A 23,067-nucleotide genomic window follows, 5' to 3' on the forward strand; every position below is an offset into this window, starting at 1 on the left:
TAGGAATGTGGGTCGAACGCGCCATCTGTAGGCGTTACTCGATCGTGAAAAATTAGAACAAGTTATAGATTGTGAGGTTGGTAGGTGCCCTTGAGGCGGTACCACACCGGGTCTCGGGTCCGGATGCCCTCGGCGGCGAGCTCGCGCTTGAGCACCTTGTGCGTGGAGGTCCGGGGAAGTTCGGCCACCTGCCGGACGTAGCTCGGCCACTGTTTGGGACCCAGATCGGCCTGCGCCGTCAGGAAGTCGTCCAGCGACGCCGGGTCCAACTCACCGGTGGTGGTGATCGCCGCCATCACCGAATCGCCCACCTCCGCCGGCCCCGCGTAGACCGCGGCCTCCTGGATCTGCGGGTGGCGCACCAGGATCCGCTCGATCGGCGCGGCGCCCAGGTTCTCGCCGTCCACCCGGAGCCAGTCGCTCGAACGCCCCGCGAAGTAGCAGAACCCCTGCGCGTCGAGGTAGCCGAGGTCGCCGCTCCAGTACATGCCATCGCGCATCCGCTCGGCGTCGGCCTCCGGAGCCCCGTAGTAGCCGGCGAACCAGCCGGGTCCGGTGGTGTTCACCAGCTCGCCGATCGCCGCCTCGCCGTTGAGTAGCAGCCCGGATTCGTCGAACTCCGCCGGCGGGCAGGGTTTTCCGGTGTCCGGGTCGAAGACCGCGACCCCGTCGGTGGCCTTGCCGAGCGCGCCCGCAGGGGTGTCCGGGGTCCGGGTGACCGCGATGCCGCCCTCCGAGGAGCCGAAGCCGTCGACGACGTGGCAGCCGAAGCGCTCCGCGAAGCGAGCGATGTCGCGCTGGTTCCCCTCGTTGCCGTAGACGACGCGCAGCGGGTTGTCGGCGTCGTCCGATCGCGCGGGAGTGGCCAGCACGTAGGACAGCGGAGTGCCGACGTAGTTGGCGTAGGTCGCGCCGTAGCGGCGCACGTCGGGCAGGAATCCGGAGGCCGAGAACTTCGGCCGCAGGGCCAGGGCCGCGCCTGCCGCCAGCCCGACCGACCAGCCCGCCATCAGGGCGTTGGAGTGGAACAGCGGCATCGAGACGTAGGCGACGTCCTCACCTCCGAGCCCGAAGCGCTCGGCCAGCATCCGGCCCGGGAAGGCGATCTTGGCGTGGGTGCAGCGCACCGCCTTCGGGTCGCCGCCGGTGCCCGAGGTGAACACCAGGACCAGCAGGTCATCGCCGCGGGCGGGCACCGGGTCCAGGGGCGCGCCGACGTGCCGGTCGAGCTCGCGGTGCCAGGAATCCAGCGTGAGGACCTCGATCCCGTCGAGGTCCAACTCCTCCAGCAGCGGCGCGTAGGCGGCGTCGGCGAGCACGATCCGGCAGTCGGCCAGGCGGATGTCGCGCTCCAGCGCCGCGCCCCTGCGGGTCGGGTTGAGGCCGACCACCACCGAACCCGACAGCGCAGCGCCGCCGAGCAGGAACGAGAACTCGGGCACGTTGTCCAGCAGCACGCCGATGTGCGGCGGTTCGCCGGGGAGAAGCAGCTCGCTGAGCAGCGCGGCGCGTTCCGCGCTGTGCCGCACGTGCTCGGCCCAGCTCCACTCGCCGTCCTCGGTGCGCAGTCCCGGCCGGTCGTCGTCGGCCCTGGCCAGCAGCAGTTCGGTGACCGTCGGCATCACCTCCGGCCGCGACAGCGCGGAGCTCATCGCGCCGCCAGGACCGCGCCGATCCGGCGCAGCTGCGCGGTCGCCCCGCCGAGCGCGAACTCGCCGCGCTTGGCGGCCACGAAGTAGCGGTGCAGCTCGTGGTCGACGTCGATGCCGACGCCGCCGTGCACGTGAACCGCGGTGTGCGCCAACCGGTGCCCGGCTTCGGCGGCCCAGAACTTCGCAGTGGCCGCCTCTTCCGCGCACGGCATCCCCTCGGAGGCCATCCAGGCGGCCTGCCAGAGGGTCAGCCGCGCGGCCTCGACGTCGATGAAACCGTCGGCCAGCCGCTGCGCCACGGCTTGGAAGGTGCCGATCGGGCGGCCGAACTGCACGCGCTCCCCGGCGTAGGCGCTGGTGCGCTCCAGCGCGCCGGAGAGCACGCCGACCTGCACCGCGCACACGCCGATCGTCGCGCGGACGACGAGCTGGTGCAGCGCTTCGGAACCGAGCACGTCAGCGTCGCTGATGCGGACGCCGGAGAGCTCCAGCCAGCCCTCGCTGTCGCCGTCGACGATCTCCTGGCGCTGCATCCGCGCTCCGGGATCGCCGGGCCGGACCAGGAAGATCCGCGGTCCGTCGGCGGTGGTGGCGGGGACGAGGACGAGGTCGGCGATGGGGCCTGCGGGCACGGTGACCTTGGTGCCGGTGAGCACCCACTGATCGCCGTCGCGCTCGGCGCGGGTGGCGGGGGAGTCCGGGGCGGCGCCGCCGTCCTCGGTCAGCGCGGCGGTGAGCACGACCTCGCCGCGAGCGGCGGGTTCGACCCAGCGCTGCCGGTGCTCGTCGGTGCCGAACTCGGCCAGCGTCGTGGCACCCATGGTGATCGACGGCAGGTAGGGCACGGGGGCCACCGCGCGGCCGATCTCGATCAGCACGCTGCACTGCTCCAGCAGCCCGAAACCGCCGTGGGGCAGAGCCGCGGCGAGCACGTCGGCCTTGGCCAGCTCGGTCCACAGCGCGCGGTCGAAGCGGTCGTCCTGCGCGTCGATCTCACGCAGCCTCTCGTTGGTGACCTTGTCGCCGAGGATGCGCCCGACCAGCCCGGCCAGGTCCTCCTGGGCCTCGGTCAAGGTGAAATCCATGTCGCCTCCTGGGAGGTGGTGTGCGGAGTGGTCGGTTTCGGTCCGAACCGTCCGGGCAAGAAGGACTTCGATCATGGACAGTTCGGACCAGAACCGCCCCTGGTCAACGCTTCGCTGGAGGGAGGCCGAGGCCGACGGCGGCGATGATGTCGCGCTGCACCTCGTTCGTCCCGCCGCCGAAGGTGAGGATCAGCGCCGAGCGGTGCATCCGCTCGATCCGCCCGGCCAACGCGGCGCCCTTCGAACCCGAGCGCACGTACGCGGCGCTGCCCAGCACCTCCATGAGCAGTCGGTACGCCTCGGTGGCGAACTCGGTGCCGAAAACCTTCGTCGCCGAGGCCGCCGCCGGGGCAGGGTGCTTCTCGGCGGTGGTGGCGATCTTCCAGTTCACCAGCTTCAGGAACTCCGCGCCCGCGTGCACCCGCGCGAGGTGCTGCTGCACCCACTCCTGGTCGATGACCCGCCGCCCGTCGGACAGCCGGGTCTGGGCCGCCCAGTCCCGCACCTCCGACAGCGCCAGCTGCAGCGGGGCGGCGGAGGTGAGCGCGACGCGCTCGTGGTTGAGCTGGTTGGTCACCAGCGGCCAGCCCTCGTTCTCGGTCCCCACCAGCGACGACGTCGGAACCCGCACGTCGGAGTAGTAGGTGGCGCTGGTCGTCGGTCCGGACACGGTGTGCACCGGGGTCCAGGAGAAGCCGGGGGAGGAGGTGGGCACGACGAGCACGCTCAGCCCGCGGTGCTTGCGCGCGTCGGGATCGGTGCGGCAGGCCAGCCAGACGTAGTCGGCGTACTGGATGAGGCTGGTCCACATCTTCTGGCCGTTGATCACGTAGTCCTCGCCGTCGCGCACGGCGGTGGTGCGCAGCGAGGCCAGGTCGGTGCCCGCTTCGGGCTCGGAGTAGCCGATGGCGAAGTGGATCTCACCGCCCGCGATCTTGGGTAGGAAGTGGGCTTTCTGCTCGTCGGTGCCGAACCGCATGACGGTTGGCGCGATGCTGTTGAGCGTCAGGAACGGGACCGGGGCGCCCGCGATGGCCGCCTCGTCGGTGAAGATCAGCTGCTCCAGCATGCTGCGGTTCTGCCCGCCGTACTCCTCGGGCCAGCCCAGTGCCAGCCAGCCGTCGGCCCCCATCTGCCGCACCAGCTGCTTGTAGGCGCCGCCGTCGCCGTAATCGCCCTGCGACAGCTCCTGGCGAAGCTCGGGCGTCATCAGATCGGCGAAGTAGGCGCGCAACTCCTCCCGCAGCTTCTCGTGCTCGGGCGTGTAGGCGATGCGCATGCATCCTCCCGGGGTGGTACGCGCTTGTGAAACACGTTTCTAAAATCATAGACCGACAGTCGCGATCTGGTCGAGACCAGGCGGTCACCGTCTCGCCATCAAAGGTGTAACGTGTTCTAAAAGTAAGGATCGCAATCCGGGGTCGCGTCCGAATGGAGCAGTGACCGGCTCTGCCTTCGCTCGTTGAAGGCCCGAGGGGTGCCGCGCTCGCGATCCCGTGACTCGAACGTGACCGAAAGGTCCCGTTCGCTAGAACGAGTTTTCATTTCTTGGTCCTGACTTCGTGGCTGAATGTCCTGCGGAATACGCACATCTGGACGCGGCACTTGATACTTTGCGAGAACACATTCTAGTGTGTGTTGGCTAACACCTCCCCGCGCCGTGGCGGGGTCGATCCGGTGAGGAGCGTGCCGATGAGGGCAGCCGTGCTGAAGCAGATCGGCGACCCCGAGCTCGACGTGCGCTCGGACGTGGCCACCACCGAGGTGGGCCCCGACGAGGTGCGCGTGCGGGTCCGGGCGTCGGGCATCTGCCACAGCGACCTGTCGGCCATGAGCGGCGGACTGCCCGCGCTCGCCCCCGGGATCATGGGACATGAGGGTGCCGGTGACGTGATCGCCGCAGGTGAGCGGGTTTCGCATCTGCGTGAGGGCGACCGCGTGGTGCTCTCCTTCGTGCCGCCGTGCAGCCGCTGCGCGGTCTGCCTGAACGGACAGCCGCACCTGTGCGAGGTGCACACGGTCAACGCCTTCGTCTCGCCCCGCTTCGAGGTCGGCGGCGAGTCCGCCTTCGGCTTCGCCGGGTGCGGGACCTTCGCCGAAGAGCTCGTGATCCCGGCCGACGCCGCGGTCAAGGTCGACGACGACGTGCCCTACGAGGCCGCCGCGCTGATCGGCTGCGGCGTGCTGACCGGTGTCGGTGCGGTGCTCAACACCGCGCGCGTCGAGCCCGGGTCGACCGTCGTCGTCATCGGCTGCGGGGGCGTGGGGATCTCGGTCATCCAGGGCGCTCGGATCGCGGGTGCCGCGCGCATCGTCGCGGTCGACCCCGCGGTCGCCAAGCACGAGGCGGCGCTGCGCTTCGGCGCCACGCACGCCACCACGCCCGATGGGCTGGCCGAGGTTCGCCAAGAGGCCACCGGTGGACGCGGTTTCGACTACGCCTTCGAGGTCGTGGGCCTGGCCGCGACCATCCGCGCGGCCTACGACGCCGCCCGTCGCGGTGGCACCGCGGTGATCGTCGGGGCGGGAGGCGAGGAGCAGAAGGTCGAGTTCTCCGCCCAGGAGCTGTTCATCAACGAGAAGAACATCGTCCCCTCCTTCTACGGCTCGGCCGACCCGCGCCGGGACACCGGCCGGATGGTCGAGCTGTGGCGAGCGGGATTGCTGGACCTGGAAGGCATGATCAGCCGGCGGCTTCCGCTGGCGGACATCAACGACGGGCTGGCCGCACTGCGCAGCGGGGACAACGCGGTGGTGCGCCAGATCGTCACTTTCGACCCGAGGTGAGGCGCACGTGTCGAGTGTGGACGGAAAGGTAGCGATCGTCACCGGAGCCGGTGCGGGACTGGGACGGGCCGAAGCGCTCGCCCTCGCGCGGGCCGGGGCGAACGTCGTGGTCAACGACGTCACCGACGCGGCGCACGCCGTGGTCTCCGAGATCGAGGAGATCGGCACCAAGGCGGTCGCCGTCGTCGGCGACGTCTCCGACTCCGACGTCTCCGCCGAGATGATGGCCGCCGCGACCGAACGCCTCGGCGGGCTGCACGTGGTGGTCAACAACGCCGGACTGCTGCGCGACCGGATGCTGTTCAAGATGAGCGACCAGGAGTGGGACGACGTGCTGCGAGTGCACCTGCGCGGCCACTTCCTGCTCTCCCGCAACGCGACCGCGCACTGGCGCCAGGAGTACAAGGACACCGGCGCGACCTGCGGCAGCATCATCAACACCGCCTCCGAGGCGTTCCTGCTCGGCTCCGCAGGCCAGCCCAACTACGCCGCGGCCAAGGGCGGCATCGCCGCGCTGACCGTCTCCACCGCGCGCGCGATGTCGCGAATGGGCGTGCGCGCCAACGCGATCTGCCCGCGCGCCCGCACCGCGATGACCGAGCAGACCTTCGGCGACGCCCCCGGCGAGGGCGTGGACCCGATGTCGGTCGAGCACGTCGCCCCGCTGGTGGCCTACCTCGCCGGACCGTCCGCGAAGGACATCAGCGGCCAGGTCTTCGTGGTGCACAGCGGCACCGTCGCCCTGCTCGCACCGCCCACCATCGAGCAGAAGTTCGCCGCGCCCGGCGAGCTCTGGACCCAGCAGGACCTGGAGAACGGCCTCGGCGCCTACTTCGCCGATCGCGATCCCGAGCGCTCGTTCGCCGCCAACGACGTCCTCTCGATTCCATAACGCGGATCGCGCATCGCCACACCGCCGGGCTCAACGGCGGTACGCAGAACGTTTCTCGTCAACGAGGCCGGGAGGAAGCATGGGTATCCAGGAGCGGCGGCCATGAGCGCGCCGGTCGCCGGAGTCTCGACGGCCCTCGGCCACGTGGGCAAGATCGCCACGCTGGCCTGGGACGTCGTGCGCCTCACCCCGCGCCGGCCGTTCGCCGTGCGCGAGTGGATCCAGCAGGCGTGGTTCTTCGCCAGCGTCACGATCCTGCCGACCGCCATGGTGGCCATCCCGTTCGGCGCGGTGATCGCGATGCAGCTGGGGTCGCTGACCCAGCAGATCGGTGCCCAGTCGTTCACCGGCGCGGCCAGCGCGCTGGCGATCCTGCAGCAGGCCAGCCCGCTGATCACCGCACTGCTGGTGGCCGGTGCGGGCGGTTCGGCGGTGTGCGCCGACATCGGCGCCCGGTCCATCCGCGAGGAGATCGCCGCCATGGAGGTGCTGGGGATCTCGCCGATCCACCGGCTGATCGTGCCCAGGGTGCTCGGCGCGGTGCTGGTGTCGCTGCTGCTCAACGGCCTGGTCAGCGTCGTCGGCGTGCTCGGCGGCTACTTCTTCAACGTGATCCTGCAGGGCGGCACGCCAGGTGCCTACCTGGCCAGCTTCAACGCGCTGGCCTCGCTCCCCGACATCTGGGTCAGCGAGATCAAGGCCGCCATCTACGGGTTCGTCGCCGGGGTCGTCGCCGCCTACCGCGGGCTCAACCCCACCGGCGGGCCGAAGGGCGTCGGGGACGCGGTCAACCAGGCCGTGGTCATCACGTTCCTGCTGCTGTTCATGATCAACCTGCTGGTCACGGGCATCTACCTGCAACTCGTGCCGCCGAAGGGCTTGTGAGATGGCAGTCCTGGAAACGACACCCCCGCCGACACCGGCCCCGGCGCGGCGCCGCATCGCCAAAGCCGCCTCCCGGCCCGGTGATGTGCTGGCCAACCTCGGCTGGCAGCTCTCGTTCTACGTGCGCGCCCTGGCGCTGGTACCGGTCACGCTGACCAAGTACCGCAAGGAGACGATGCGGCTGCTCACCGAGGTCGTCTTCGGCAGCGGTGCGCTGGCCATCATCGGCGGCACGCTCGGCGTGATGGTCGGCATGACCATGGCCACCGGTGCGGTCGTCGGCCTCCAGGGCTACTCCTCGCTGAACCAGCTCGGGACCGCCGCGCTCACCGGGTTCATCGCCGCCTACTTCGACACCCGCGAGGTGGCGCCGCTGTCGGCCGGTCTGGCGCTGTCGGCCACCGTCGGCTGCGGGTTCACCGCGCAGCTGGGGGCGATGCGCATCTCCGACGAGATCGACGCGCTGGAAGTCATGGGTGTGCGCAGCGTTCCGTACCTGGTGACCAGCCGGGTGCTGGCCGGTGTCGCCGCCGTCATCCCGCTCTACGTGGTCGGGCTGCTGGGTTCCTACCTGGCGTCGCGGCAGATCACGGTGTGGGTCTACGGGCAGTCGGCGGGCACCTACGACCACTACTTCCACCTGTTCCTACCGCCGGAGGACGTGCTGTGGTCCTTCGGCAAGGTCATGGTCTTCAGCGTCGCGGTGATCCTGACCCACTGCTACTACGGCTACACCGCCAGCGGCGGCCCGGCCGGGGTGGGCGTCGCCGTCGGCCGCGCGGTGCGGACCTCGATCGTGCTCGTGACCGTGCTCGACTTCTTCTGCAGCCTGGCGATCTGGGGATCGACCACGACGGTTCGGATCGCCGGATGATCGAAGTGCGCAGCAGACGCCGCTACCAGGCGATGGGCATCGCGTTCCTGGTCGTCGCCGGGTTGTTCCTGGCGGGCACGATCGGGATGTACAACAAGGCGTTCACCCGGTTCGTCGCGGTGACCGTGCGCGCCGACACCGCAGGCAACCAGATGATGCCGGGTGCCGACGTCAAGGTGCGCGGTGTCGTGGTCGGCGAGGTGCGCGCCATCGACGCGGGCAACGGCCACGCCGACCTGAGGCTGGCGCTGCAACCTGAGAAGGCGGGCATGATCCCGGCCAACGCCTCCGCGCGGCTGCTGCCGAAAACCCTGTTCGGCGAGCGCTACGTGGCACTGGACATCCCGAAGGAAGCGGCGTCGGCGACGTTGAGCGCGGGGGACGTCATCCCGCAGGACCGCAGCGCCTCGGCGATGGAGATCGAGAAGGTGTTCGGCGACCTGATGCCGGTGCTGCAGGCGGTGCAGCCGCAGCAGGTCGCCACCACCCTCAACGCCGTCTCCCAGGCGCTGGAGGGACGCGGGGAACTGCTCGGCGACACGCTGGTGCAGCTCGACCGCTACCTCCAGGATTTCGACCCGTCGCTGCCGAAGCTGGAATCGGTGATCAGCCGGGTCGACGACGTCGCCGAGAACTACGCCGACGCGGCACCCGACCTGATGCAGGCGGTCAACGACCTGACCACCACCAGCCGCACCGTCGTCGAGCAGCGCGGTCAGCTCCAGCAGATGACGGGCGCGCTGACCAGCGCCAGCGGTGAGATGGACCGGTTCCTGTCGGCCAACGGCAACAACTTCATCCGGCTGGCGGGCACCTCGCGGTCCACTTTGGAGCTGCTGGCGAAGTACTCGCCGCAATATCCCTGCATGCTCCAGCAGTTCCAGGCGGGTAGCAAGAACGCCGATCTCACCTTCGGCAAGGGAACCGACACCCCGAACATGGCGCGGATGACCCTGGAGATCACCGGCAGCCGTGGCAAGTACCTGCCCGGTGTGGACGATCCGAAGAACCTGGAGCACCGCGGTCCGCGCTGCTACCCGTTCGTCGAGGCACCGGAGACGTTCCCGCAGTACCCGCCGGGCGGACCGCTCGACGACGGCTCCACCAAGCCGGAGCCGCCGCGGGACCGCGACGCGGTGTTCCCGTGGAAGAAGCCCGGCGGGGCGCCGGCGTCGAGCTCGCCGCAGTCGGCGAGCTCGTCGGTGGCCAACTCCCAGCCCGAGCGCGACCTGCTCGCCGCCCTGATGGCCCCGCGCCTGCAGGTCCAGCCCACGGCCGTGCCGGACTGGACGAGCCTGCTGGTCGGGCCGCTGTTCCGGAACGCGGAGGTGACCGTGCGATGAGGTCGATCACCGCACCGCTGATCAAGCTGATCGCCTTCGTGGCGGTCACGCTGACCCTGACCGGGATCCTGGTGTCCACCATCGCCGCCAACTCCTCCGGCGACGCCCACGAGTACACCGCGCGCTTCGCCGACGCCTCCGGTCTCGGCGAGGGCGACGACGTGCGCATCGCCGGGGTCAAGGTCGGCAGGGTCACCGAGCTCGAAGTCGACGACGCGGACCACGCGCTGGTGCTCTTCGACGTCGACAGCGCCCGGAAGCTGCCGCGCGACGCCCAGGCCACCGTGAAGTTCCGCAACATCGCGGGTCAGCGCTACCTCGCGCTGGACGCGCCGCTGCGCGATCCGGCCGACGTGCTGCGGCCGGGCGGCGAGATCCCGTTGGAGCGCACCCACCCGGCGCTGAACCTCACCGCGCTGTTCAACGGCTTCAAACCGCTGTTCCAGGCGCTCAACCCGGAGGACGTTAACCAGCTCTCCGGCGAACTGGTGAAGGTGCTGCAGGGCGAAGGCGGAACCGTCGACAGCCTGCTGGCGCACACCGCCTCGCTGACCGGGACGCTGGCGAAGAAGGACGAGGTCATCGGTCAGGTCATCGACAACCTCAACGCCGTGCTGGGCAACGTCAACGAACGCGGGCCGCAACTGGCCGAGCTCATCGACGCGCTGCAGCGGCTGACCACCGGGCTCTCCGAGCAGCGCAAGCCGGTCGGCGAAGCCATCGGCGCTCTCGACGAGCTGACCAACACCACCGCCGGGCTCGTCGAACAGGCCAGACCGCCGCTGCAGCAGGACATCGCGGCGCTGCGCGACGTCACCGGGCTGCTCAACAAGGACCTGCCGCTGCTGGACCACACGCTGCAGACCATGCCGGGGCGGCTGGACCGGCTCACCCGCACCGTCAGCTACGGCGGCTGGTTCAACTACTACTCGTGCCAGGTCAGCGGCAACATCCGCATCGACCAGCTCAACATCAACCTCCCGCTCCTGCCCGTGCCGACGACCCAGTTGCCGGAGAGATGCCGATGAAACCACTACGGGCCCGCAACCAGGTCACCGTCGGCCTCGTCACGATCGCGCTGCTGGTGGTCGGGACGTTGACGGCGTTCTCCGCCAAGGACCTGCCGCTGATCGGCTCCGGCAACTCCTACTCGGCCTACTTCGCCGAATCCGCCGGGCTGGAGCCGGGAAACGAGGTGCAGATCGCCGGGGTGAAGGTCGGCGAGGTCGACGACGTGTCGCTGGACGGCAACCGGGTGCTGGTGTCGTTCACAGTGGACGGACGCGAGATCGGTGACCGCACCAGCGCCGACATCCAGATCAAGACGCTGCTCGGCGAGAAGTTCGTCGGCCTGCGACCGGCAGGCGACGAGGAGCTGTCCGAACCGATCCCGGTGCGCAACACCAGTTCTCCGTTCGACATCCCCGACGCCATCGACCAGCTGACGCAGACCACCGGGCAGCTCGACAGCGGCAAGCTCGCCGAGAGCTTCCGGGTCATGTCCGACACCATGCGCGGCGCGCCGCAGCACATGGATCAGGCCGTCAACGGCCTGTCCCAGCTCTCGCAGACCATCGCCTCCCGGGACCAGCAGCTCGCCGACCTGATGCACAACGCCAGCAACGTCTCCGGGATCGTCGCCGACCGCGACCAACAGGTCAGCAAGCTCGTCTCCGACGGCAACCTGCTGCTGTCGGAGGTGCAGGCCCGCAAGCAGGCGATCAGCGGACTGCTGGTGGGCACCGAGAACCTCTCGCGGCAGCTGCGCGGCCTGGTCGCCGACAACCAGGAGCAGATGAAGCCCGCCCTCGACCAGCTCGACCAGCTCACCGCGATGCTCAAGCGCAACCAGGACAACCTGAACAGGGCCGTCGGCGCGCTCCAGCCCTACGTGCGCGGCTTCAACAACACCATCAGCAACGGCCGCTGGTTCGAGGGCTACTTCTGCGGCCTGCTGCCGCCGCCGATCCACGCCGGCCCGATCCAGACCAACACCCCCGAGTGCGAGCTCCCGGTTCCCGAGGGAGGCGGCCGATGAGCAGGCTCACCCGCACGATCGCCGTGCTCTGCGCGCTGGCCCTGGTCACCGCCGGCGCGCTGTGGTGGACGCTGTCGGCAAGCGGCACCACCATCACCGCCTACTTCGACAAGGCCGTCGGCCTCTACGCCGGTTCCAGCGTGCGGGTGCTCGGCGTCAAGGTCGGCCAGATCGACACCGTGACGCCCGAAGGGCCGGTGGTGCGGGTCGACATGCACGTCGACGACGGGGTGAACATCCCCGCCGACGCCAACGCCGTGGTCGTCGCGCCCAGCCTGGTCAGCGACCGCTACGTGCAGCTCACCCCCGCGTACACGCAGGGCGAGGTGATGGCCTCCGGTGCGGTCCTCGACCGCAAGCGCACCGCGACCCCCGCCGAACTCGACGAGCTCTACAAGAGCGTCAACGCCCTGTCCACCGCGCTCGGCCCGGACGGGGCCAACCGCGAAGGCGCGCTCAACGACGTCCTCAACACCACAGCGGCCACGGTGGACGGGAACGGCCAGGACCTCAACACCACCATCAAACGGCTCGGCGAGCTCTCCACGACCCTGTCGGAGAACCAGGACGACCTGTTCGCCACGGTGGACAACCTCAACCAGTTCACCGGCACGCTCGCCCAGAGCGACAAGCAGATCCGCGAGCTCTACGGCCGGATGGCCGACACCACCGGCTACCTCGCCTCCGAGCGCGAGCAGCTGGGCACCTCACTGCACTCGCTGGCGATCGCGCTCGACGACGTCCAGCGCTTCGTCCACGACAACCGCGACCACATGTCCTCCAACGTCCGCAACCTCACCGGCGTCACCCAGGCGCTGGTCGACCAGCGGGAAGCGCTGGCCGAGGTGCTGGACCTGATGCCGCTGGCCACCACCAACTTCATCAACGCCTACGACTCGGCGTCCGGCAGCGTGGCCTCCCGATGGAACCCGCAGGAGCTCGCGCAGCCGCCGATCCTGCTGGTGTGCAGGCTGATCGCCAACGTCACGCCGCTTCCCGAGCCCGTTCCGCAGTCGCTGCGCGACACCTGCGAGAAGCTCAACCCCGTCGTCGAGGGCCTGGCGCCGCTGCCGTCGGTCGCCGACGTGCTCGGCAAGATCCAGACCGGCGCGGGCGACGTCCCGGACCAGCTCGGCAAGGGCGAGAACCCGGTGCCGCTGCCGCTGGTGGACGCGATGAAGCGAGGGGCGGGGACGCCATGACGGCCAGACGGTGCGCGCTGCTGGCAGGCTCCCTGTCGCTGCTGCTGGTGTCCGGTTGCGGCCCAGCCGGTTTCACCGGTCTCTACAACACGCCGCTGCCCGGTGGCGCCGAGCTCGGCGACCGCCCCTACTCGGTGACCGCGCACTTCCACGACGTGCTGGACCTGGTGCCGCAGGCCAGCGTGAAGGTCAACGACGTGGCGGTCGGGCGCATCGACCGCATCGACCTCAGCGCCGACAACACGACCGCGATGGTGACCTTGCGGGTCAACGGCGACGTGCGGTTGCCCGCCAACGCCTACGCGCGGCTGCGCCAGTCGAGCCTGCTGGGGGAGAAGTTCGTCGAACTCGCACCACCGCCCGACCGCGCCACCGGCGAGCTCGCCGACGGCGCGGTGATCCCGCTGGACCGCACCAACCGCAACCCGCAGATCGAAGAGGTGCTCGGCGCGGTGTCGCTGCTGCTCAACGGCGGCGGGATCGAGCAGTTGCAGACCATCGTGCAGGAGCTCAACAAGGCGTTCACCGGCAACGAGGAGGAGATCCGCTCGCTGCTGGGCAACGTCAACGACGTGGTCACCCGGCTCGACGGTCAGCGCGGCGAGATCACCAAGGCCCTCGACGGTCTCAACCGGCTCTCGGCGAACCTGCGCGAGCAGACCGGCAACATCAACACCGCCCTCGACGGGCTCTCCCCGGGCCTGCGCGAGATCGAGGCCCAGCGGGGTCAGCTGGTCGGGATGCTGCAGTCGCTGGACAAGCTCTCCGGCACGGCCACCGGGACCATCGAGGCCAGCCGCGAGGACCTGGTGGCCGACCTGCACGCGCTCGCCCCGACGCTGCAGCAGCTCGCCAAGACCGGCACCGACCTGCCCAAGGCGATGGCGTTCCTGTCGACCTACCCGTTCCCGGAGTACGCGATGGTTCCGCTCAAGGGCGACTTCGTGAACACCGACGTGCTCATCGACCTGGACCTGTCCGCGCTCTACGAGAACTTCGCGCGGTCCTCCGGGCCGCCCATCCCGATCCCGGGCCTCACCGATTCCGGCCAGTCCGGTGCCAACATCCCGCTGCCGCCCGGCGCGCCGGCGCTGCCGCCGCTGCCGATCCCCGGAACGCAGCCGGACGGCGGGTTGCTGCCGGGACCGTCCGGAGGAGGTTCCTGATGATGGCGCGCAAGGTGAAGGTGCAGCTGGCGCTGTTCCTGGTCATCGCGGTGGTCGGCGTGGGTTTCGTCGGCGGTCGCTACGCCGGGCTGGACCGGCTGTTCGGCTCCAACGGCTACCCGGTGTCGGTGCAGCTGCCCGAATCCGGCGGGCTGTTCACCAACTCCGAGGTCAGTTACCGCGGCGTGGCCGTCGGCCGGGTCACCGCGCTGCGGCTGACCCACGAGGGCGTGGCCGCCGACCTGCACATCAACGACGGCGCACCGCAGATCCCCGCCGACGCCCGCGCCGTGGTCGCCAATCGCTCGGCGGTCGGGGAGCAGTACATCGACCTGCAGCCGCAGCACCGCGGCGGGCCCTTCCTGGATGAGGGGTCGGTCATCCCCATCGAGCGCACCTCCATCCCACCCGCGCCCGAGTCGTTGCTGGTCAACGTCGACCGGCTGGTTGCGGGAGTGCCGACCGACAAGCTGCGGACGGTGGTCACCGAGGTCGGGACCGCCTTCGACGGAACCGGCTCCCACCTCCAGAAGCTGCTCGACACCACCAGCTCGTTCACCACCGCCGCGCAGCAGAACCTGCCGCAGACCACGGGATTGCTGGACAACAGCGACGTCGTCCTGCGCACCCAGCAGGAGCAGGCGCAGAACCTCACCGAGTTCAGCACCGGGCTGCGGCAGATCTCCGGGCAGCTCAAGCAGTCCGACCCCGATCTGCGCAAGACCATCCAGGAGGCGCCGGGCGCGGCCACCGAGGTGCAGGAGCTCACGCGCTCGATCGGGACCGACTTCGGCATCGTGGCCGCCAACCTGCTCACCACCACGCAGCTGACCAGCGTGCGCGGTCCCGCGCTGGAGCAGACGCTGGTCGCGCTGCCGATGATCTCGGCGTTCACCCACACGCTCTCGCCGGACGGAACCGGGCACCTCGGTCTGGTGCTCAACATGTTCAACCCGCCGGCGTGCACCGCGGGGTACGAGGGCACGCCGCGCAAGCACGGGTCCGACACCACCGACGGCCCGACCAACTACGACCTCGCGTGCACCGAGCCCAAGGGCAGCCCCACCGGGGTGCGCGGCTCGCAGCACGCGATCCGCTACCCGGTCCCGGCGCCCGTCTCGCCGCCCGGCCCCTGAGCACCGGCGGGCCCGGACCGGCCGTGATCGAAGCCCGTTCAACCCGGTCATACCGGGCAAAACAGACCGGAGGTCTCACCCCAATGCGTGCCACCGGTTCTGACGACGAAATATGATGTCCACCGATCGGATTACCTGATCTTGGTGTGTCATGCTTGCGATCGACTGCGGGTAGCCGATATAGAATCGCCGCTGCGCTCAATCCACTCGATGGAGCGTTCATCGGCGCCGAATGACCCTGCGCTGGTCAACAACGCCGCTCGACGAACCGTGAATCGCCCACTCCGCGCTGCTTGATCGTGTTGAGAACCCCGCTCGCCGCACGGACAGTTACTGATTACCAACAAGACGGTGCAGGGTTCTTGGGGAGGCCGGTATGCGGGGGGCAGTTGCGTGCCAACTAGTCATCGCGAGCCTGGTCGCGTGCGCGCTGACGGCGTGCGGGCCGGACGTTTCCGAGGCGTCGGTGACGACCTCGGTTCCAGACAGGACGACATCGCTGTCACCGAGTGAACCGCTGGAGCTCAACGCGCAGCGCGGCGTGCTGACCTCGGTCAACGTGACGGCCAACGGCGCACCGGTTCCGGGCAAGATCGACCGCAGCGGTCACAAGTGGACGATCGACTCGCCGCTGGCCTTCGGCACCACCTACCAGGTGCACGCCGTCGCCCACGACCAGGAAGGCGTGCCGTCGATCCCGCTGAACTCGACGTTCACCACCGCCACCCCCACCGACATCGTCAACGTCGAGCGCACCCGGCCCACCGACGGAGACACCGTCGGCATCGCGATGCCGGTCTCGATCTACTTCGACAAGCCCGTCAAGGACCGCGCCGCCGTCGAACGCCGCCTGAAGGTCGAGACCTCGGTGCCCACCGAGGGTTCGTTCAACTGGTACTCCGACAACCAGGTCAACTGGCGGCCCAAGGACTACTGGAAGGCGGGCACCCAGGTGAAGGTGCGCGCCGACCTCTACGGCATCGACACCGGCGCCGGCGTGATGGGCGACAAGAACTTCGAATCGAACTTCACCGTCGGCCGCGACCAGCGCTCCGTCGGCGACGTCAACGCCCACACCTTCACCGTCTACCAGGACGGCCAGGAGATCAGGAAGATGGACGCCTCCTACGGCCGGTCGGCGTACCCGACCCAGCACGGCATCCACGTCGCCACCGAGCGGCACGACTCCGTGCGGATGAACTCCTGGAGCTGGGGCGGTCCCGCCCAGGGAAGCGCGGGCGCCTACGACGAGGTGCTGCCCAACGCGGTCCGGATCTCCAACAACGGCGAGTACGTGCACACCAACACGGCGAGCACGGGCGCGCAGGGGTCGAGCAACGTCACCCACGGCTGCGTCAACCTCTCCAGCACCGACGGCAGGTGGTTCCTGGAGTTCACGCAGATCGGAGACCCGGTGGAGATCGTCGGGTCGACCAAACCGCTCACCCCGGCCGACGGCGACATCTGGGACTGGACCGTCCCGTGGGAGGAGTACGTCAAGGGCAGCGCCCTGTACCACTCACCCTGAGTCCTCCTGCCGCTGCGGTCCGTTCCGCGGGGAGAAGGCGGGGCAAGGGCCCGGAGCGCGCATCGCGTTCCGGGCCCTGTGCTTGGATCGGTGGTGTGGACCTCCTGCGTCATCTCCGGTTCTTCGTCGCGGTCGCCGAGGAAGGCCACTTCGGGCACGCGGCCGACCGCCTCGGCATGACCCAGCCGCCGCTGTCCCAGGGCGTGCAGCGGCTGGAGAACCGGCTCGGCGTCACCCTGCTGACCAGGGGATCTCGGGGCGTGCGGTTGACCACCGCCGGGGCCGACCTGCTGCCCAGGGCGCGGACGCTGCTCGCCGGGGCCGACGAGTTCGCCGAAGCGGCCCGCAGACAGCGGGAGAACAGGGGAGCGGTGCGCATCGGCGTCATCGCCGCCCTCGGAGATCGCCAGGTCGCCGGTCTCGCCGCCGCCCTGCGCGGCGCGGCGCCGGAGCCGTCGGCGCGCACCGTCATCGTCAGCACCGCCCCGACCATCGACCTGGTCGACGCCGTGGCCGGCGGCCGGTTGGACTGCGCGGTCGTGCACCACCCGGCGCTGCTCGGCGACCTGCGGACCTCCTCGGTGGTCAAGATCCCGCGCCGACTGCTGGTGCCCGCCGACCACCCGGCGGCCGAGAAGCCCTCGATCCGCGCGCTGCGCGGGCTGCTCTGCGCCACCGCTCCGCGCGCCCACGGCACCGCGGCCTTCGACCTGCTCGTGGACACCCTCCGGGAGCGCGGCCTCGACCCCGAGTTCCTGCCCGCGCCCGGTGATCGCGACGCGCTCAGCGCCGTCGCCGCCGGGCGCGCGTTCGCGCTCAGCACCGACCCCGAGGTGCGCGCACCCGGCGTGGCCGTCGTCGCCGCAGGGGACGAGCTCGCGTTGCGGGTCCGGGTGGTCTGGCCCGACCCGGCCCCGCAGCCCGACGTGTGCGAGGCGCTCGAAGTCGCGCTCCGGGAACTGGCGTGAACGCCGAGCAGCACATCCGGGACGTGCTCGCCGACGCGGGCGCGCAGGGCTGGGTGCACGCGGTCCGGCTCGGCGGGGGTGGTCACGAACTCGGCTTCGGCGCCGACGAGCTCGTGGTCACCGCCTCGGTCTACAAGCTCCCGCTGCTGGTCGCGCTGGCCCGCGCCTTCGACGCGGGAACCCTCGACCCGCGCGAAGCCATCCGGCTCGACCCCGGTTCCTGCACGCCCGGCCCGACCGGGGTGTCGACCTTCCAGGACCCGGTGCGGATGTCCTGGCGCGACCTCGCGGCGTCGATGATCGCGGTGTCCGACAACGCCGCCGCGGACGTCATCCTGGGTGCCATCGGTCTCGACGCCCTGGCCGCCGCGCTCGCCGACCTCGGCCTGGAACGCACCCGGGTCGTCGGCGGCACCGCCGACGCGCACGCCGCGCTGACCCGCGAGATGGGCGCCACCAGCGCATCCGAGGCGTTCGCCCTGCTGGCCGACAACGACGAGGCGCGCACCCTCCGCGCCTACGACCCGTCCTACGCCAGCGCCACCACACCCCGCGAGATGACCCGGCTGATGGAGTTGATCTGGGCCGACGCGGTCGCCTCGCCGCAGCAGTGCGCGTTCGTCCGCAGGCTGCTCGGCCAGCAGGCGTGGATGCACCGGGTCCGGGCGGGATTCCCGTTCCAGGGGGTTCGGGTCTCGGGGAAGACGGGCACGATCGGTGCCGTCCGCAACGAGGTCTCGGTGGTGGAGTTCGACGGCGAGGCGCCGGTGGCGGTGGCGGTCTTCACGCTCGCGGCGCGCGCGGACCCTTCGCTCCCGCGGGTGGACGCCGCGATCGCCGAGTGCGCTCGGATCGCGGTGACGGACCTGCGCTCCGGTCGTCTCTAGCCCGGCCGGTCTTCTGCGCGACCGCGGGTGGTCGAGGTCCCCTTCGTCCGGTCGATTCGGACTCGGACCTGCGCTGAGCAGGCATCCGGGAGTGGGCGTCGGAAGAATTTTTCGGGAGTTCTCCCGGCTTCGGCGACGGCTCGTGCTGGGGCGATATCGATGCGCTATCGGGAGTCGGTCCGGTTCTTATTGGCGCTATCGGCGGTCGGCTGCTTGATTGGGGGCATCGGCACTTCTGGAGGGAAATCAATTGCAGCACAATGACATCCGCGTGGGTCGCCGGTCGGTGCTGGCGGCGTTGCTGGCCGCGCCGGTGGCCGCTTGCGCGCCGAGCACCCCGTCCGCCGCGCCGGTCGCGACCGCTCCCCGGCCCGACCCGGTGTGGGCCGAGCTGGAACGTCGCTACGACGCGCGCCTGGGGTTGTTCGCGCGCAACGTCGCCACCGGGCGGACCGTCGCGCACCGCGCCGACGAGCGCGTCGCGCTGTGCTCGACCTTCAAGGTCTACGCGTCGGCGGCCCTGCTGCGCGCCCACGGGCTCGCCGGCGGCTACTTCGACCGCGTCATCCGCTACGACGCCGGCCAGCTCGTGAAGAACTCGCCGATCACCGAGACCCGGGTGGACACCGGCATGACGGTCGGCGAGCTGTGCGCGGCGGCGGTGCAGCACTCCGACAACACCGCCGCCAACCTGATGCTGCGCGAACTCGGTGGCCCGCAGGCCATCACGGAGTTCGCGCGCGCCATCGGCGATCCGATGACGCGCCTGGACCGCTGGGAGATCGAGCTCAACACCGCCATCCCCGGCGACGAGCGCGACACCTCCACGCCCAGGGCGCTGGGCGACGGTCTGCAGCGCCTGCTGCTCGGCGATGCGCTCGGCCCGGCGGAACGCGACCGGCTCACCGGCTGGATGCTCGGGAGCGCCACCGGCGCCGCCCGGATCCGCGCCGGGGTTCCGGCCGGCTGGCGCACGGCGGACAAGACCGGTGGCGGCAGCGCCTACGGAGTGGCCAACGACATCGCCGTGACCTGGACCGACACCGGAACGCCGATCGTCATCTCGCTGCTCACCGGTCGTCCCCGCGAGCACGACACCGCGAACAACGCGCTGCTGGCCGACGCCGCTCGCCTGGTGGCCGAGCGGCTGGTCTGACCGCGCGCATGAATCGGGAGCGCTCCGCCCCCGGCGGAACGCTCCCCGGTTTTCGTCCCCCCAGAGGGCGAATCGAGGCGGCGGTCTATCTGTCGAAGCGACCCGTTTTGATCGCTCTGACGAAATAGCGCCACTGAGCGGAATTGGCGGTTAAGAGGCCCCCGGCGCGGTCCTTGGTGTCGCGCACGGCGGCCCCGCCGAACACGCGGCCGACCTCGACGCAATTGGTCTCCTGGCTGCTTCGGCTGGACTTGCGCCAACCGACCGGCGACTGCAGCAACGTCACGGTGTTGTCTCCTCCCGGTGGATGATCTCGTCGACGAGGCGAACCGAGTCGTCGCTGCTCATCGCGAATTGCCCCAGGTCCCTCCCGGCCTTGACGAAAGCCGTCACGTCGCCGGGATCGCGCAGGAACGCGCTGGACCTGTGGTGTTCGAGGTGCACGACGGGAGAGGCCTTGGCGAACTCGAGGAGCACGAAGGGTCCGGCGTGCGCAGGGGTCCATCCCGCGGACAGCGGGATGATCCGGATGTCGATGTTGTCGCGGGCGCTCATGTCGCGGACGTGCCGCAGCTGGTCGATCAGCACGGCCCGGCCGCCTATGGGCTGGTGCAGCACCGATTCGAGCAGGAAAGCCGTGTACCGCACGGGTTCTTGGTGGCGGGTGATGACCTCGCGCCGGCCGAGCCGGACCGCCACGCGGGTGGAGACCTCGTGCTCCGGGATGCCGGTGCCCATGATCGCGCGCGCGTAGTCGGTGGTCTGCAGCAGACCGGGGATGAGGATCGGGGAGACGTCGGTGATCGCTGTGGCGATCCGTTCGAACTCCAGCAGCGCGGTGAGCTGATCGGCCTCACCGACTGACCCGACCGACACCGAGTTGGGTGGTTCCGCCTGCGCCTCGCGGGTGAGCCGCAGCAGCCGATCGCGAGCCGGGCTCGACAGGCCCAGCACCGCGCACACGGCGGACACGGATTCGGTCGACGGCACTCGTTCACCGCGCTCCCAGCGGACCACGACGGAGTGCGAAACGTCGAGACGTCCGGCTAATTGGCGCAGCCCGAGACCGGAACGCGATCTCGCGTCCCGGATTTCCGCACCGAGAACGTATGCCCGCGGTGCCGGAGTGGTCTCGCTCATGCACCACAGCTTATTTCAGGTGCGGAATCGCACGGCACCCTGGGTCGTCGTCTGCGTGACTACTTGATTACGCACCGACGTGTGCGCTGAATGGCGTCATCCGTTCGGGGAATTGCCGCAGTGGTCCCGAGACCATGAGCATTGGTCTCGTCTTGATCGAGGTCGCTTCGGGACCCGGATGGGTTTCGTCGCGATTTTCGTTCCGCGACGCGGAAACGCCGACCGGGGCAGACAAGAGGGGGATGTGCGCAGCGATGTATCCGTTTCACTGGGTGCCGGCGGACGGAAGACGGCACGCGAGCCTGGACAAGCGGCCGTGGGGCAACGCCTACCCGAGCGGCATGCTCGTCAGCACCTTGTGCAGCCAGGAGGTCGTGGCCGACGCGACCAAGGAGGCGTGGCTCTGGCAGACCTGCGGTGACTGCCATTCCGAGGCCCGCCGGGTGGCTGCGGCGGTCCGCGAGGTCCCGCGCATGTCGGTCTAGCGAAATCTGCTGCAAGGGAACGGTTCTCGGTCAGTCGTGCTTGGCTCGGCTCGGTGCCACCCGGGGTGGCTCGTTCGGCTGCTTCGGGTACACCGGCGGCCAGGGCGCGTCCTGCGCTCCGGCGGCGATGTCCCGGTCGTAGCGTTCCAGCAGCGGTTCGATCGACTGCGGCCGGGTGTCGGCCCACGGGTCACCGCGCTCGGCGAGCCGGCCGGGCACCGTGGCGATGGTCAGCTGGTCCGGGTCGACGCCGTCCAGCTCGTCCCACGCGATCGGTGTGGACACCTGCCCGCCCACTCGAGGCCGGGCGCACCAGGCGCCGAAAACCGTTTTGTGCGGGGCATTCTGGTTGAAGTCGACGAAGACGCGCCGGCCCCGCTCCTCCTTCCACCACTTGGCGGTGATCAGATCGGGGTGGCGGCGTTCGAGCTCGCGCGCCAGCGCCACGGCCGCGGCCCGGACCCGGTAGCTGTCCCACTCGGGACGCAGCGGCACGTAGAGGTGCAGGCCGCGGGAGCCGGAGGTCTTCAGCCGCACGTCGATGCCGTCCTCGCGGAGGAAGTCGCGGGTGAGCGCCGCGGTCTCGCACACCTCGGTGAAGCCGACTCCGGGCGAGGGGTCGAGATCGATGCGCAGCTCGTCGATGATCTCCGGCTGCCCGGCCTGGTAGGGCCACACGTGGAAGCCCAGGCAGCCCATGTTGACCGCCCAGACGACGTGCGCGAGGTCGGCGGCCACGAGGGCGTCGCTGGTCGTGCCGTTGGGAGTCTCGACCACGGTCGTGCGCAGCCACTCCGGTGCCGAGGCGGGCACCCGCTTCTGGAAGAACGACTTGCCGCTGGCCCCGTCCGGATGACGCTCCATCAGCAGCGGGCGACCGCCCAGGGTGCTCAGGAGCGGGCCGGCCACCGCCCGGTAGTAGTCCACGAGGTCCAGCTTGGTCTCACCGCGGGTCTTGAAGAACACCTTGTCCGGATGTGACACCGACACCTCGGTGCCCCCGATGTCCAGCTTCACGGCCTCGCTCACGACGACCTCCGGTGCTCGCGCTCCCGGGAGCCAGAGTAGGCGGGGGCTCCGACGACCGCAGCGACATCGGTGCGCAGGCCGGTCTCGGGGGAAGTCCCCGCCGGGAACTTCCCCCGCTGCCGATCACCAGCCGCGTTCGCGCCACTCGGCGAGCTTGGGGCGCTCGGCGCCGAGGGTGGAGTCGTCGCCGTGGCCCGGGTAGAACCAGGTGTCGTCCGGCAGTTCGCCGAAGACCCGGGTCTCCACGTCGTCGACCAGCGACTTGAAGTCCTCCGGCGAGGTCGTGCGGCCGACCCCGCCCGGGAACAGCGAGTCGCCGGTGAACAGGTGCGGGTGGCCCGCCGGGTCCCGGTAGACCAGGGCGATCGAGCCCGGGGTGTGCCCGCGCAGGTGGATCACCGACAGCTCCGAGTCGCCGACCGCGATGGTGTCGCCGTGCTCGACCAGGTGGTCCGGCGGCACCGGCAGCTCGTCGGCGTCGGCGGGGTGCGCCACGGTGAAGCAGCCGGTCGCCCCGGCCACCGCGCCCAGCGCCTGCCAGTGGTCGCCGTGCTGGTGGGTGGTGACGATGGTGCGCAGCCGGGGGCGGCGCTCGTCGTGACCGAGCAGGTCGCTCAGCCGTTCGGGGTCGTTGGCCGCGTCCACCAGCAACGCGTCCCCGGTGCTCTTGCACACCAGCAGGTAGGCGTTGTTGTCCATCGGGCCGACCGAGATCTTGGTGATGGTCAGCGCGTCCAGGTCCCGGCGCGCGGCCGCGCCGCCGGGCTCCACGTGTCCGGTGTACTCAGCTTGAAGCTCCACGCCCGTGAGCCTA

The 23,067-nt window shown here is 70.1% G+C and carries 22 protein-coding genes; 15 read left to right on the plus strand and 7 right to left on the minus strand.

Annotation, left to right across the window (positions count from 1 at the left end):
* Window positions 1–62: 62 nt before the first annotated feature.
* From AB0J78_RS25380 to AB0J78_RS25390, 3 genes are all read right to left on the minus strand, one after another.
* Complete coding sequence (locus tag AB0J78_RS25380; protein ID WP_363793113.1) at window positions 63–1,652, minus strand: long-chain-fatty-acid--CoA ligase; 1,590 nt, start codon at window positions 1,650–1,652, stop codon at window positions 63–65.
* Window positions 1,649–2,737, minus strand: coding sequence for an acyl-CoA dehydrogenase family protein (locus AB0J78_RS25385; RefSeq protein WP_363793115.1), 1,089 nt, complete (start codon window positions 2,735–2,737; stop codon window positions 1,649–1,651). The genes AB0J78_RS25380 and AB0J78_RS25385 overlap by 4 nt, the downstream gene beginning before the upstream one ends.
* Before the next feature lie 103 nt (window positions 2,738–2,840).
* Window positions 2,841–4,016 (minus strand): acyl-CoA dehydrogenase family protein, encoded by a 1,176-nt coding sequence (locus AB0J78_RS25390; RefSeq protein WP_363793117.1) that lies wholly within the window; start codon window positions 4,014–4,016, stop codon window positions 2,841–2,843.
* A gap of 413 nt (window positions 4,017–4,429) precedes the next feature.
* Here AB0J78_RS25390 and AB0J78_RS25395 point away from each other — a divergent pair, with 413 nt between their 5' ends.
* The 14 genes from AB0J78_RS25395 (at window position 4,430) to bla (ending at window position 19,599) form a co-directional block, all read left to right on the plus strand.
* Window positions 4,430–5,524, plus strand: coding sequence for a zinc-binding dehydrogenase (locus AB0J78_RS25395; RefSeq protein WP_363793119.1), 1,095 nt, complete (start codon window positions 4,430–4,432; stop codon window positions 5,522–5,524).
* A 7-nt stretch (window positions 5,525–5,531) separates the two neighbouring features.
* The gene (locus AB0J78_RS25400) at window positions 5,532–6,416 is read left to right on the plus strand and encodes a 3-oxoacyl-ACP reductase (RefSeq protein ID WP_363793121.1); all 885 of its coding nucleotides are present in this window, start codon (window positions 5,532–5,534) and stop codon (window positions 6,414–6,416) included.
* Between the two features lie 102 nt (window positions 6,417–6,518).
* Complete coding sequence (locus AB0J78_RS25405; protein WP_363793123.1) at window positions 6,519–7,301, plus strand: ABC transporter permease; 783 nt, start codon at window positions 6,519–6,521, stop codon at window positions 7,299–7,301.
* 1 nt (window position 7,302) lies between these two features.
* The gene (locus tag AB0J78_RS25410) at window positions 7,303–8,175 is read left to right on the plus strand and encodes an ABC transporter permease (protein ID WP_363793125.1); all 873 of its coding nucleotides are present in this window, start codon (window positions 7,303–7,305) and stop codon (window positions 8,173–8,175) included.
* A complete protein-coding gene (locus AB0J78_RS25415) occupies window positions 8,172–9,518 on the plus strand; it encodes an MCE family protein (protein ID WP_363793127.1) in 1,347 nt (448 codons plus the stop codon). Before AB0J78_RS25410 ends, AB0J78_RS25415 begins: the two co-directional genes overlap by 4 nt.
* Window positions 9,515–10,546 carry an MCE family protein gene (locus tag AB0J78_RS25420; RefSeq protein WP_363793129.1) on the plus strand — a complete coding sequence of 344 codons (1,032 nt, stop codon included), beginning with the start codon at window positions 9,515–9,517 and terminating at the stop codon, window positions 10,544–10,546. Before AB0J78_RS25415 ends, AB0J78_RS25420 begins: the two co-directional genes overlap by 4 nt.
* Window positions 10,543–11,556, plus strand: coding sequence for an MCE family protein (locus tag AB0J78_RS25425; RefSeq protein WP_363793131.1), 1,014 nt, complete (start codon window positions 10,543–10,545; stop codon window positions 11,554–11,556). The genes AB0J78_RS25420 and AB0J78_RS25425 overlap by 4 nt, the downstream gene beginning before the upstream one ends.
* Window positions 11,553–12,758: an MCE family protein gene (locus AB0J78_RS25430; protein ID WP_363793134.1), complete on the plus strand. Its 1,206-nt coding sequence runs from the start codon at window positions 11,553–11,555 to the stop codon at window positions 12,756–12,758. The genes AB0J78_RS25425 and AB0J78_RS25430 overlap by 4 nt, the downstream gene beginning before the upstream one ends.
* Window positions 12,755–13,924 (plus strand): MCE family protein, encoded by a 1,170-nt coding sequence (locus AB0J78_RS25435; protein WP_363793136.1) that lies wholly within the window; start codon window positions 12,755–12,757, stop codon window positions 13,922–13,924. Before AB0J78_RS25430 ends, AB0J78_RS25435 begins: the two co-directional genes overlap by 4 nt.
* Complete coding sequence (locus AB0J78_RS25440; protein WP_363793138.1) at window positions 13,924–15,060, plus strand: MlaD family protein; 1,137 nt, start codon at window positions 13,924–13,926, stop codon at window positions 15,058–15,060. Before AB0J78_RS25435 ends, AB0J78_RS25440 begins: the two co-directional genes overlap by 1 nt.
* Window positions 15,061–15,436: 376 nt before the next feature.
* On the plus strand, window positions 15,437–16,588 hold the full coding sequence (locus tag AB0J78_RS25445) for an Ig-like domain-containing protein (RefSeq protein ID WP_363793140.1): 1,152 nt from the start codon (window positions 15,437–15,439) through the stop codon (window positions 16,586–16,588).
* Window positions 16,589–16,683: 95 nt separating this feature from the next.
* A complete protein-coding gene (locus AB0J78_RS25450; RefSeq protein WP_363793142.1) occupies window positions 16,684–17,556 on the plus strand; it encodes a LysR family transcriptional regulator in 873 nt (290 codons plus the stop codon).
* Window positions 17,553–18,443: a serine hydrolase gene (locus AB0J78_RS25455; RefSeq protein WP_363793144.1), complete on the plus strand. Its 891-nt coding sequence runs from the start codon at window positions 17,553–17,555 to the stop codon at window positions 18,441–18,443. Before AB0J78_RS25450 ends, AB0J78_RS25455 begins: the two co-directional genes overlap by 4 nt.
* Before the next feature lie 250 nt (window positions 18,444–18,693).
* Window positions 18,694–19,599 (plus strand): class A beta-lactamase, encoded by a 906-nt coding sequence (bla, locus tag AB0J78_RS25460; protein ID WP_363793146.1) that lies wholly within the window; start codon window positions 18,694–18,696, stop codon window positions 19,597–19,599.
* Window positions 19,600–19,684: 85 nt separating this feature from the next.
* On the opposite strand, the gene AB0J78_RS25465 is transcribed toward bla, so the two are convergent.
* Window positions 19,685–19,879, minus strand: coding sequence for a DUF397 domain-containing protein (locus AB0J78_RS25465; protein WP_363793236.1), 195 nt, complete (start codon window positions 19,877–19,879; stop codon window positions 19,685–19,687).
* 2 nt (window positions 19,880–19,881) lie between these two features.
* On the minus strand, window positions 19,882–20,739 hold the full coding sequence (locus tag AB0J78_RS25470) for a helix-turn-helix transcriptional regulator (RefSeq protein WP_363793148.1): 858 nt from the start codon (window positions 20,737–20,739) through the stop codon (window positions 19,882–19,884).
* 254 nt (window positions 20,740–20,993) lie between these two features.
* Between AB0J78_RS25470 and AB0J78_RS25475 the strand changes: the two genes are divergently transcribed.
* Window positions 20,994–21,224, plus strand: a complete 231-nt coding sequence (locus tag AB0J78_RS25475) for a zinc finger protein (protein WP_363793150.1) — start codon at window positions 20,994–20,996, stop codon at window positions 21,222–21,224.
* Between the two features lie 30 nt (window positions 21,225–21,254).
* Here AB0J78_RS25475 and ligD read toward each other — a convergent pair whose 3' ends face one another.
* Together ligD and AB0J78_RS25485 are read right to left on the minus strand one after the other, a co-directional pair.
* Entirely contained in the window at window positions 21,255–22,253 is a 999-nt protein-coding gene (gene ligD, locus AB0J78_RS25480) for a non-homologous end-joining DNA ligase (RefSeq protein ID WP_363793152.1), read from the minus strand.
* Between the two features lie 123 nt (window positions 22,254–22,376).
* The gene (locus AB0J78_RS25485) at window positions 22,377–23,054 is read right to left on the minus strand and encodes an MBL fold metallo-hydrolase (protein WP_363793154.1); all 678 of its coding nucleotides are present in this window, start codon (window positions 23,052–23,054) and stop codon (window positions 22,377–22,379) included.
* Window positions 23,055–23,067: the final 13 nt, after the last annotated feature.

The organism is Saccharopolyspora sp. NPDC049426, from assembly GCF_040676935.1.
GTDB lineage: Bacteria > Actinomycetota > Actinomycetes > Mycobacteriales > Pseudonocardiaceae > Saccharopolyspora.